The 11,447-nt window shown below is 69.4% G+C and carries 13 protein-coding genes; all 13 read left to right on the forward strand.

Features of this window, described 5'->3' with window-relative positions; all coding sequences use genetic code 11:
* Nucleotides 1-61: 61 nt before the first annotated feature.
* On the forward strand, nucleotides 62-1,177 hold the full coding sequence (locus E2E34_RS02500; protein WP_138900236.1) for an LCP family protein: 1,116 nt from the start codon (nucleotides 62-64) through the stop codon (nucleotides 1,175-1,177).
* Nucleotides 1,178-1,314: 137 nt separating this feature from the next.
* Nucleotides 1,315-1,533 carry a 50S ribosomal protein L31 gene (rpmE, locus tag E2E34_RS02505; RefSeq protein WP_028813220.1) on the forward strand — a complete coding sequence of 73 codons (219 nt, stop codon included), beginning with the start codon at nucleotides 1,315-1,317 and terminating at the stop codon, nucleotides 1,531-1,533.
* A gap of 113 nt (nucleotides 1,534-1,646) precedes the next feature.
* A complete protein-coding gene (gene prfA, locus E2E34_RS02510; RefSeq protein ID WP_138900237.1) occupies nucleotides 1,647-2,735 on the forward strand; it encodes a peptide chain release factor 1 in 1,089 nt (362 codons plus the stop codon).
* A gap of 42 nt (nucleotides 2,736-2,777) precedes the next feature.
* Entirely contained in the window at nucleotides 2,778-3,623 is an 846-nt protein-coding gene (prmC, locus tag E2E34_RS02515; RefSeq protein ID WP_138900238.1) for a peptide chain release factor N(5)-glutamine methyltransferase, read from the forward strand.
* Nucleotides 3,624-3,667: 44 nt separating this feature from the next.
* The gene (locus tag E2E34_RS02520) at nucleotides 3,668-4,315 is read left to right on the forward strand and encodes an L-threonylcarbamoyladenylate synthase (RefSeq protein WP_138900239.1); all 648 of its coding nucleotides are present in this window, start codon (nucleotides 3,668-3,670) and stop codon (nucleotides 4,313-4,315) included.
* On the forward strand, nucleotides 4,312-4,959 hold the full coding sequence (locus E2E34_RS02525) for an arsenate reductase/protein-tyrosine-phosphatase family protein (RefSeq protein WP_138900240.1): 648 nt from the start codon (nucleotides 4,312-4,314) through the stop codon (nucleotides 4,957-4,959). The genes E2E34_RS02520 and E2E34_RS02525 overlap by 4 nt, the downstream gene beginning before the upstream one ends.
* Nucleotides 4,960-5,151: 192 nt before the next feature.
* The gene (gene glyA / locus E2E34_RS02530) at nucleotides 5,152-6,414 is read left to right on the forward strand and encodes a serine hydroxymethyltransferase (RefSeq protein ID WP_138900241.1); all 1,263 of its coding nucleotides are present in this window, start codon (nucleotides 5,152-5,154) and stop codon (nucleotides 6,412-6,414) included.
* Nucleotides 6,415-6,519: 105 nt separating this feature from the next.
* On the forward strand, nucleotides 6,520-7,869 hold the full coding sequence (locus E2E34_RS02535; RefSeq protein WP_138900242.1) for an MraY family glycosyltransferase: 1,350 nt from the start codon (nucleotides 6,520-6,522) through the stop codon (nucleotides 7,867-7,869).
* A gap of 265 nt (nucleotides 7,870-8,134) precedes the next feature.
* Nucleotides 8,135-8,569, forward strand: a complete 435-nt coding sequence (locus tag E2E34_RS02540) for a Cg1360 family ATP-synthase-associated protein (protein ID WP_138900243.1) — start codon at nucleotides 8,135-8,137, stop codon at nucleotides 8,567-8,569.
* Between the two features lie 223 nt (nucleotides 8,570-8,792).
* A complete protein-coding gene (atpB, locus tag E2E34_RS02545) occupies nucleotides 8,793-9,608 on the forward strand; it encodes a F0F1 ATP synthase subunit A (RefSeq protein WP_138894102.1) in 816 nt (271 codons plus the stop codon).
* Nucleotides 9,609-9,682: 74 nt separating this feature from the next.
* Nucleotides 9,683-9,928, forward strand: coding sequence for an ATP synthase subunit C-like protein (locus E2E34_RS02550; RefSeq protein WP_138900244.1), 246 nt, complete (start codon nucleotides 9,683-9,685; stop codon nucleotides 9,926-9,928).
* A 44-nt stretch (nucleotides 9,929-9,972) separates the two neighbouring features.
* The gene (locus E2E34_RS02555; protein ID WP_425573385.1) at nucleotides 9,973-10,518 is read left to right on the forward strand and encodes a F0F1 ATP synthase subunit B; all 546 of its coding nucleotides are present in this window, start codon (nucleotides 9,973-9,975) and stop codon (nucleotides 10,516-10,518) included.
* Nucleotides 10,515-11,330 carry a F0F1 ATP synthase subunit delta gene (locus E2E34_RS02560; protein ID WP_138900246.1) on the forward strand — a complete coding sequence of 272 codons (816 nt, stop codon included), beginning with the start codon at nucleotides 10,515-10,517 and terminating at the stop codon, nucleotides 11,328-11,330. Before E2E34_RS02555 ends, E2E34_RS02560 begins: the two co-directional genes overlap by 4 nt.
* Nucleotides 11,331-11,447: the final 117 nt, after the last annotated feature.

Genomic DNA, 11,447 nt, shown 5'->3' on the forward strand with positions numbered 1-11,447 from the left:
GACATACCGTGCCCGATCGCCACGGCAGGAGGTACCGGAACCAACGAGCGCTGGGGAGAACATGGGTGAGCAGCAGAGCAGGAGCGGCCGAATACGGGGCACCGGCAGGCGCCGGAAGCCCCCGGAGCCCGGCGGCCGCCCGAAGGCGCTGACCGTCGCGGCGTGGACCGCCGCCGCGGTGGTGCTGCTCGGAGGCACGGGACTCGGTTACGTGTACGTCCAACTCGACGGCAACCTCAAGGGCGTTGACATCAACACCCAGCTCGGCGTCGACCGTCCCGACGACGTCGACAACGGCTCCCTGGACATCCTCGTCCTCGGCTCCGACTCCCGCTCGGGCGACAACGCGAAGTACGGCGAGGACGAGGGCGCCGCCCGCTCCGACACCGCGATGGTCATGCACGTGTACGAGGGCCGCAAGAAGGCGAGCGTCGTCTCCATACCGCGCGACACCCTGATCGACCGGCCCGCCTGCGCCTCGGACAGCGGCGGCGGCACCGTCCCGGGCGCCGGGCACCAGATGTTCAACACGGCGTACGAGGCCGGCGGCCCGGCCTGCGCGGTCAAGACCGTCGAGAAGATGTCCGGCATCCGCATGGACCACTACGTCGAGGTCGACTTCACCGGCTTCAAGAAGCTCATCGACGAGCTGGGCGGGGTGGAGATCACCACCCGGCAGGCCATCGACGACGACAAGAGCCGGCTGCACCTCAGACCCGGCACGCACACCCTCGACGGCGAGGAGTCGCTCGGTCTCGTACGGACCCGCAAGAGCGTCGGCGACGGCAGCGACCTCGGCCGCATCCAGCTCCAGCAGGCCTTTGTGAAGGCGCTGGTCGACCAGGTCAAGGACGTCGGCGTCCTCACCAGCCCGAAGAAGCTGCTCGGCCTGGCCGACAGCGCCACCAAGGCCGTCACCACCGACTCCGACCTCGCCTCGGTCAAGGAGCTCATGGGCTTCGCGAACGGCCTCAAGGGCATCGGTCCCGGCGACATGAACATGATGACGCTGCCCGTGCGGTACGACCCGGCCGACCCCAACCGCGTCCTGCCGCTCCAGCGCCAGTCGCAGCGGGTGTGGGAGGCGCTGCGGCAGGACAAGCCCGTGCCGGCCTCCGCCACCAAGGGCTCGGCGGGCGACAAGGGCGACGCGGGCCAGGTCGTACGGAGCCGGTAGCGGACCGGGGAATAGTTCCGGGCCGTCCCCGGTTTTGGGAGATGCGGCCAGTGCTGGCAGACTGGTACGTCGGCCCCGGTTCACGTATGCGCAATCCGCGCGTGCGACCCGGCGCCCTCCCGAAACTAGGAGACACCTTGAAGCGCGAAATCCACCCCGAGTACGTCGAGACCCAGGTCAGCTGTACCTGTGGCGCGTCGTTCACCACCCGCAGCACGATCTCCAGCGGCACCGTCCGTGCCGAGGTCTGCTCCGAGTGCCACCCGTTCTACACGGGCAAGCAGAAGATCCTCGACACCGGTGGCCGCGTGGCCCGCTTCGAGGCCCGCTTCGGCAAGGCTGCCGCCGCGAAGTAGCGAGCCATTGCGCCGGTCCTCGGCCGCTCCGTACAGGGGCGGGGAGGACCGGCGCTTTGTCGTGACGCACAGTCCGCACTTCCTTTTCGTTTTTGCTACCCAGGAGCCCGAAGATGTTCGAGGCGGTCGAGGATCTGATCGGTGAGCACGCCGATCTCGAGAAGAAGCTGGCCGATCCCTCGGTCCACGCCGACCAGGCGAACGCGCGCAGGCTGAACAAGCGCTACGCCGAGCTGACCCCGATCATCGGGACGTACCGGGCCTGGAAGCAGACCGGCGAGGACATCGTCACGGCACGCGAGTTCGCCCACGACGACCCCGACTTCGCTGCCGAGCTGAAGCTGCTGGAGAAGCAGCAGGCCGAGCTCACCGAGAAGCTCCGCCTGCTCCTCGTCCCGCGCGACCCCAGCGACGACAAGGACGTCATCCTGGAGGTCAAGGCGGGCGCGGGCGGCGACGAGTCCGCCCTGTTCGCCGGCGACCTGCTGCGCATGTACCTGCGGTACGCCGAGCGCGTCGGCTGGAAGACCGAGATCATCGACGCCACCGAGTCCGAGCTGGGCGGCTACAAGGACGTCCAGGTCGCGGTGAAGACCAAGGGCGGCAACGGCGCGACCGAGCCCGGCCAGGGCGTCTGGGCGCGGCTGAAGTACGAGGGCGGCGTGCACCGCGTGCAGCGCGTGCCCTCCACCGAGTCGCAGGGCCGCATCCACACCTCGGCGGCCGGCGTACTCGTCACCCCCGAGGCCGAAGAGGTCGACGTCGAGATCCACGCCAACGACCTGCGCATCGACGTCTACCGCTCGTCCGGCCCCGGCGGCCAGTCCGTCAACACCACCGACTCCGCGGTCCGCATCACGCACCTGCCGACCGGCGTCGTCGCCTCCTGCCAGAACGAGAAGAGCCAGCTCCAGAACAAGGAGCAGGCCATGCGCATCCTGCGCTCGCGGCTCCTCGCCGCCGCCCAGGAGGCCGCCGAGCAGGAAGCCTCCGACGTACGCCGCAGCCAGGTCCGCACGGTTGACCGCTCGGAGAAGATCCGTACGTACAACTTCCCGGAAAACCGGATCTCGGACCACCGCGTGGGCTTCAAGGCGTACAACTTGGACCAGGTGCTCGACGGTGAACTGGACGCCGTGATCCAGGCCTGCGTCGACGCCGACTCCGCCGCGAAGCTCGCGGCGGCCCAGGAGAGCCAGTAAGCCAACAAAGCCAGTAAGCCCCCTGCAAGTCGGAGGACCGGGATGAATCTGCTGCTCGCCGAGGTGGCTCAGGCCACCCAGCGGCTGGCCGACGCCGGCGTGCCCTCACCGCGGTTCGACGCGGAGGAGCTCGCCGCGTTCGTGCACGGCGTCAAGCGGGGAGAGCTGCACAACGTCAAGGACGCCGACTTCGACGCCCGCTACTGGGAGACGATCGCGCGGCGCGAGGCCCGCGAACCGTTGCAGCACATCACCGGGCGCGCCTTCTTCCGCTTCCTGGAGCTCCAGGTGGGCCCCGGCGTCTTCGTCCCCCGCCCCGAGACCGAGTCGGTCGTCGGCTGGGCCATAGACGCGGTACGGGCCATGGACGTCGTCGAGCCGCTCATCGTCGACCTGTGCACCGGCTCCGGCGCCATCGCGCTCGCCATGGCCCAGGAGGTCCCGCGCTCGCGCGTGCACGGCGTGGAGCTGTCCGACGACGCGATCAAGTGGACCCGCAAGAACGCCGAGGGCTCGCGCGTCACCATCCACCAGGGCGACGCCAGGGACGCGCTCCCCGAGCTCGACGGCCAGGTGGACCTCGTCGTCTCCAACCCGCCGTACATTCCGCTCACCGAGTGGGAGTACGTCGCCCCCGAGGCCCGCGACCACGACCCGGAGATGGCGCTCTTCTCCGGCGAGGACGGCCTCGACCTGATCCGCCACATCGAGCGCACCGCCCACCGCCTGCTGCGCCCCGGCGGTGTCGTCGTCATCGAGCACGCCGACACCCAGGGCGGCCAGGTGCCGTGGATCTTCACCGAGGAGCGTGGCTGGGCCGACGCGGCCGACCACCCCGACCTCAACAACCGGCCCCGCTTCGCGACCGCCCGCAAGGCCATGCCGTGACCGCCGGCCGCACCAACCAGTTCCCGCACGAGGAGGCCCGTTAAATGGCACGGCGATACGACTGCAACGACGCGACCGACCGCAAGACCGGTCTTCGCGAAGCCGCGGCCGCCGTCCGCCGTGGCGAGCTGGTCGTCCTCCCGACCGACACCGTCTACGGCATCGGGGCCGACGCCTTCAGCGCCGAGGCCGTCGGCGACCTCCTGGAGGCCAAGGGACGCGGGCGCAACATGCCCACCCCCGTCCTCATCGGCTCCCCGAACACCCTGCACGGCCTGGTCACGGACTTCTCCGAGCAGGCGTGGGAGCTCGTCGACGCGTTCTGGCCGGGCGCCCTGACCCTCGTCGCGCGCCACCAGCCGTCCCTGCAGTGGGACCTCGGCGAGACGGGCGGCACGGTCGCCGTCCGCATGCCGCTGCACCCGGTCGCGATCGAGCTGCTGACCGAGTTCGGCCCGATGGCCGTCTCCAGCGCCAACCTCACGGGACACCCCGCTCCCGAGGACTGCGACGCGGCCCAGGAGATGCTCGGCGACTCCGTCTCCGTGTACCTCGACGGCGGCCCGACGCCCGGTATCGTCCCGTCGTCGATCGTCGACGTCACCGGGAAGGTCCCCGTCCTGCTGCGGGCCGGCGCACTCGACGCCGAGGAGCTGCGCAAGGTCGTACCCGACCTCGAGGTGGCCAGTTGACCGCCCTTGACGGGCGTGGCACAGCCGAAGGTATATCCGGGAACACCTTCCGTATCCTCCACGTCAGCACCGGCAACGTCTGCCGCTCGCCGATCACCGAGCGGCTGACCCGCCATGCCCTCAGCGACCGGCTGGGCGACCCGCTCACCCGCGGTCTCGTCGTCGAGAGCGCGGGCACGTGGGGGCACGAGGGCGCACCCATGGAGGCCAACGCCGCCGCGGTCCTGGCCGACTTCGGCGCGGACGCGGCGGGCTTCACCGGGCGCGAACTGCTCGACGAGCACGTCATCCGCGCGGACCTCGTCCTGACGGCGACGCGCGACCACCGCGCGCAGGTGATCTCGATGGGTCACTCGGCCGGCCTGCGCACCTTCACGCTCAAGGAGTTCACCCGGCTCGTACGGGCCATCGACCCGGCGACGCTGCCCGATCCCCTGCAGGACGGCGTGGTGGAACGCGCGAGGGCGCTCGTACGGGCCGCGGCCGCGCTCCGGGGCTGGCTGCTGGCCCCCAGCGTGGAGGCCGACGAGGTGTACGACCCGTACGGCGCTCCCATCACCTTCTTCCGCTCGATCGGCGACGAGATCAACACGGCGCTCGACCCGGTCGTCACCGCGCTCACGGGGACGCCGGCCCGCACCTGAGCGGCCGGAGCCGGGCCGGGCCCCCCGCGCCCGCGGTGTCCCGAGGACCCGCCGGCGGGGCGCACAGACACGGGTGCGCCTCATGGGCCGGAAGGGGCGCGCGGGGAAAGAACGCGCCGCACGCCGGGCAGTGTGCCCCCGGGCGTCCTACATTGGAGGGGCCGCACTCCTTCGCCAGGCCCGGAGCCAGCCATGCCGGTCACCGCCTCACCCGTTCAGCAGGAGCACGCCGTCCTCGGGGCGGGCTTCGAAGCGCTGAGCCGCCAGGACCCCGAGATCGCCGACGTCGTCCTCGGCGAGATGGGCCGCGAGGCCACCGGCCTCCAGCTGATCGCCGCCGAGAACTTCTGCTCGCCCGCCGTGCTCGCGGCCCTCGGCTCCCCGCTCGCCAACAAGTACGCCGAGGGCTACCCCGGCGCCCGCCACCACGGCGGCTGCGAGCTCGTCGACGTCGCCGAACGCATCGCGATCGACCGCGCCACCCGCCTCTTCGGGGCCGAACACGCCAACGTCCAGCCGCACTCCGGCTCCGCCGCCGTCCTCGCCGCGTACGCCGCGCTCCTGCGGCCGGGTGACACCGCCCTGGCCATGGGCCTCCCGTACGGGGGACACCTCACCCACGGCTCCCCGGCCAACTTCTCCGGCCGCTGGTTCGACTTCATCGGCTACGGCGTCGACCACGAGTCCGGTCTCATCGACTACGAGCAGGTGCGCCTCCTCGCCCGCACGCACCGCCCCCGAGCCATCGTGGTCGGCTCGATCGCCTACCCGAGGCACCCCGACTACGCCGCCTTCCGTGAGATCGCCGACGAGGCCGGCGCGTACCTCGTCGCGGACGCCGCCCACCCCATCGGCCTGGTCGCCGGGGGAGCGGCGCCCAGCCCCGTCCCGTACGCCGACGTCGTCTGCGCCACCACGCACAAGGTGCTGCGCGGCCCGCGCGGCGGCATGCTGCTGTGCGGCGCGGAACTCGCGGAGCGCATCGACCGCGCCGTCTTCCCCTTCACCCAGGGCGGCGCCCAGATGCACTCCGTGGCCGCCAAGGCGGTCGCGTTCGGCGAGGCGGCGGCGCCCGCCTTCTCGGCGTACACCCACCAGGTCGTCGCCAACGCCCGCGCGCTGGCCGACGCCCTCACCTCGCGCGGCTTCGCCGTCACCACCGGCGGCACCGACACCCACCTGATCACCGCCGACCCGTCCCCGCTGGGCGTCGAGGGCCGGGCGGCGCGCGGGCTGCTGGCGGCGGCCGGCCTGGTCGTGGACTGCTGCGCCCTCCCGTACGGCGACGAGCGCGGCATCCGCCTCGGCACCGCCGCCGTCACCACCCAGGGGATGCGCGAACCGGAGATGGAGCGCATCGCGGGGTTCTTCGCCTCGGCGCTGCGGGAGGACGGCGTGCGGACGGCTGCGGAAGTACGCGATCTGGCCGGGAATTTCCCCCCGTATCCCGGCTGAGAACCCGTCGTGCAACCATCAACCGGTACCCGAATGTCCTGGAGCATGTGGCCGCGAAGCTAGGGTGTGGGGCTGAGATGGCCGGCGATACCTGTGGGGCTGCCCGTGCGTGAATACCTGCTGACGCTCTGCGTTACGGCGGCGGTGACTTACCTCCTGACCGGACCGGTGCGGAAGTTCGCCATCGCCACCGGCGCGATGCCCGAGATCCGAGCCCGTGACGTGCACCGGGAGCCGACTCCGCGGCTCGGTGGCATCGCGATGTTCGGCGGTCTGTGCGCCGGTCTGCTGGTCGCGGACCACCTGCAGAACCTCAGCAGCGTCTTCGAGCTGTCGAACGAGCCGCGCGCGCTGCTGTCGGGTGCGGCGGTGATCTGGCTCATCGGCGTCCTGGACGACAAGTTCGAGATCGACGCGCTGATCAAACTGGGCGGCCAGTTCATCGCCGCCGGTGTGATGGTCGCGCAGGGTCTGACGATCCTGTGGCTCCCGGTGCCCGGCGTCGGACAGGTCTCGGTGACCGCCTGGCAGGGCAATCTCCTCACCGTCGCGCTCGTGGTGATCACCATCAACGCGGTGAACTTCGTCGACGGTCTCGACGGCCTGGCCGCCGGCATGGTCTGCATCGCCTCCGCGGCGTTCTTCATGTACGCGTACCGGATCTGGTACGGGTACGGCATCGAGGAAGCCGCGCCCGCTACCCTCTTCGCCGCCATCCTGATGGGCATGTGCATGGGGTTCCTCCCGCACAACATGCATCCGGCCAGGATCTTCATGGGCGACTCCGGCTCGATGCTGATCGGCCTGGTCCTGGCGGCCGGCGCGATCTCCGTCACCGGGCAGGTGGACCCGGATGCGATGAAGCTCTTCCCCGGCACCAGCACCCGCGAGGTCACCCACGCGATGCTGCCGGTCTTCATCCCGCTGCTGCTGCCGCTGACGATCATCGCGATCCCGGTGGCGGACCTGCTGCTGGCGATCGTGCGGCGTACCTGGCAGGGCAAGTCGCCGTTCGCGGCGGACCGCGGACACCTGCACCACCGGCTCCTGGAGATCGGCCACTCGCACAGCCGGGCCGTCCTGATCATGTACTTCTGGTCGGCGCTGATCGCCTTCGGCGCCGTCGCGTACTCGGTGCACTCGGCCAGCATGTGGATCGTGCTCGGCATCGTCGCGCTGAGCGCGGTCGGCCTGGTGCTCCTGCTGCTCCCGCGCTTCACCCCTCGCGCCCCCCGCTGGGCGGAGTCCTTCATCCCGCCGCGCTACCGCAGGAGCGGCCGGACGTACTCGGCCCTGGCGCACGAGATGGAAGAGGCCGCCGGGGCCGGCGGCGCCGACGGGACGGAAGAGGAACCGCAGGAGCGCACCCCGCTGCCCGCGGGCGTCAACGGAGCGACCGCCATCGGGCCCCGATCGCGGTTCCCCGAGCGGCGTAAGGCCGGAACGTCACGCTGACGATTTGCCGTACAAGGTCCCAATACCAGACAAAGCGCCGTCCTGTCGCGCGCAGACGGGCAGGGTCACTCTCATGTGTGACAGTAGGCACACCTTCTTGGTAAAGACCTCATCAAATAGTTTGTGATACCGTTCACGAGACCCGGCGACAGAGCCGGAGGGCCGTAGTGCGACGGCTCTCCCGGCGTGAGGTGGTACCTCGGTCCCGGCTTACGCTCGTCCCTGACGATCCAGACTGCCCCCACCAGCAAGCGGAGTCACCGCCATGCCGTCCACTGTCCGGACTCTCCTCCCTGTAGCCCTGCCCACAGCTGCCGCCGGCGCCGTCGCCGTCGCGGTCAGCGCTGTGGTCGCGGGCGGCAAGGGAGCGATCGGGGCGGTCGTCGGAACGCTGGTGGTCATTCTCTTCATGGGCATCGGACTGTTCGTCCTGGAACGCACTGCCAAATCTCTGCCGCACCTGTTCCAGGCCATGGGCCTGATGCTCTATACGGCACAGTTGCTGCTGCTCTTCATCTTTGTCGCCGTGTTCAAGAACACGACGTTGTTCAATCCGAGGGCCTTCGCCATCACGCTGATCGTCGCGACTGTTGTTTGGGTCGCGGCCCAGATCCGTGCACACATGAAGGCCAAGATCCTTTACGTCGATCCGGACGCGTCCAAGGGCAAGAAGCCCGAAAACACAGGGCCGTCGACGTGAGGGGTAGGGCCGGGATAAGTCCGCGTTCGAGATCCTGCTATCGTCCGGTGCCAACTGCGGCACTGCGGGCGCGGGCATCCGAGCTGACGCCTGCTCAATCGCGAGGCTCTGTGCCTGAGCCGCCCCCACATCCGTAACACCAGTCCAGTGCCGACCAGCGGCTGCTTGCCGCGCCGACACAACGAGGTTGCCGTACCTATGCGCCACGCTGAAGGAGCCCGCGGTGAGTGCTGACCCGACGACGGTGCTCGCCTTCGAGACCGATTGCCACATCTTCGACGGGTGCGGCTTCCCGGCTCCTGGCCTGCACTCCTTTCTGTTCGAGCCGATGTTCACCGCCGGCGGCGTCGACTTCAACAAGCCGATGCTGCTGGCCCTGCTGAGCACAGTCCTCGTCGTCGGCTTCTTCTGGGCGGCCTTCAACAAGCCGAAGCTGGTTCCCGGAAAGCTCCAGATGGTGGCCGAGGCGGGTTACGACTTCGTCCGCCGCGGCGTCGTCTACGAGACCCTCGGCAAGCGCGAGGGCGAAAAGTACGTCCCGATCATGGTCTCGCTGTTCTTCTTCATCTGGATCATGAACATCTGGGCCATCGTTCCGGTAGCCCAGTTCCCGGTGCCGTCGATCATCGGGTTCCCGGTGGCGCTGGCTCTGATCGTGTACGTCATCTGGGTCAGTGTGACCTTCAAGCGTCACGGATTCGTCGGCGGCTGGAAGAACATCGCCGGTTACGACAAGTCGCTCGGCCCGGTCCTGCCGGTCGTCATGCTCATCGAGCTCTTCTCGAACCTGCTGATCCGGCCGTTCACGCACGCGGTGCGACTGTTCGCGAACATGTTCGCCGGTCACGTGCTGCTGCTGATCTTCACCATCGCGAGCTGGTACCTGCTCAACGGCATCGGCATCGCCTACGCCGGCATCTCCTTCGTGATGGTCATCCTGCTGACCGCCTTCGAGCTGTTCATCCAGGCGCTGCAGGCCTACGTCTTCATCCTCCTGGCCTGCAACTACATCCAGGGCGCTCTCGCCGAGCACCACTGACCAGCCGGCCTATCCCCCCGATAGTCGTCCGGTGGCCAACCCCCACCGGTTCTGAAAGAGAAGGAAGAAACGGCATGTCCGCTCTTGAGACCCTCGCCGCCGTCAACATCACGGGCAACCTCGGTGCGATCGGCTACGGCCTCGCCGCCATCGGCCCCGGCGTCGGCGTCGGCATCATCTTCGGAAACGGCACCCAGGCGCTGGCCCGCCAGCCCGAGGCTGCCGGTCTGATCCGTGCCAACCAGATTCTCGGCTTCGTTCTCTGTGAGGCGCTCGCCCTCATCGGTCTCGTCATGCCGTTCGTCTACCCGGTCGACTAATCGCGGCATTCCGACTGCCCGATTCGACGAAAGGCAATGAAGTGATCGCTCTCCTAGAGCTGGCGCAAGAGGGGGAGACGCAGAACCCTCTCCTCCCGGCGATCCCCGAGATCGTCATTGGCCTGATCGCTTTCTTCATCGTCTTCGGTTTCCTCGCCAAGAAGCTTCTCCCGAACATCAACAAGGTTCTGGAAGAGCGCCGTGAGGCGATCGAGGGCGGTATCGAGAAGGCCGATGCGGCCCAGTCCGAGGCCCAGAGCGTCCTCGAGCAGTACAAGGCTCAGCTCGCCGAGGCCCGCCACGAGGCCGCCCGCCTGCGCCAGGAGGCGCTGGAACAGGGCACTGTGCTGAAGGAAGAACTTCGCGCAGAGGGTCAGCGCCAGCGCGACGAGATCATCGCCGCCGGCCACGCCCAGATCGAGGCGGACCGCAAGCAGGCCGCGCAGTCGCTGCGTCAGGACGTGGGCAAGCTCGCCACCGACCTGGCCGGCAAGCTCGTCGGCGAGTCCCTCGAGGACCACGCCCGGCAGAGCCGCACGATCGACCGTTTCCTCAGCGAGCTCGAGGAGAAGGCCGAGGCCGCCCGATGAACGGAGCGAGCCGCGAGGCACTGGCCGCCGCACGTGAGCGTCTCGACGCGCTGACCGACAACACGTCGGTCGACGCGGCGAAGCTCGCCGGCGAGCTGGCCGCCGTCACCGCGCTGCTCGACCGCGAGGTGTCGCTGCGTCGGGTCCTGACCGACCCGGCGCAGTCCGGTGAGGCCAAGGCCCTGCTGGCAGCGCGACTGCTGAGCGGTCAGGTGGGTGGCGAAGCCGCCGACCTGGTCTCCGGCATGGTCCGTAACCGCTGGTCGCGGTCGCGTGACCTGGTCGACGCGATCGAGGAGCTGGCGGACACCGCCGACCTCACCGCGGCGCAGCAGGCCGGCGTCCTGGACGACGTGGAGGACGAGGTGTTCCGGTTCGGCCGGATCGTCGCGTCCGACACCGGGCTGCGCTCCGCGCTGACCGACAGGTCCGCGTCGGTGTCCGCCAAGAGCGCGCTGCTGCGCAGCCTGCTCGGCGGCAAGGCGCAGGCGGTCACCGAGCGTCTTGTGGTGCGTCTCGTGGCACAGCCGCGTGGACGTAGCCTGGAGGCGGGACTCGAGTCCCTGTCCAAGCTCGCCGCGGCGCGCCGCGACCGCATGGTCGCCGTCGTCACCACGGCGGTGCCGCTCACCGATCAGCAGAAGCAGCGCCTCGGCGCCGCACTGGCGAAGCTGTACGGACGCCAGATGCACCTGAACCTCGAAGTGGACCCCGAGGTCCTCGGCGGGATCCAGGTACAGATCGGCGACGAGGTCATCAACGGCACCATCGCGGACCGTCTCGAAGAGGCGTCCCGTCGCATGGCCGGCTGACCAGCCACCAACTGAACACGTATCACTAGCGGCCCGGTTGGGCCGTGCAGAGATTGCAGAAGATTCCTGGGGGACGGCCCCCAGACCCCCAAGAACTTCGGGCCCAACAAGGAGAGC

Origin of the sequence: Streptomyces albidochromogenes (assembly GCF_005981925.1) — a bacterium.
Taxonomy (GTDB): domain Bacteria; phylum Actinomycetota; class Actinomycetes; order Streptomycetales; family Streptomycetaceae; genus Streptomyces; species Streptomyces albidochromogenes.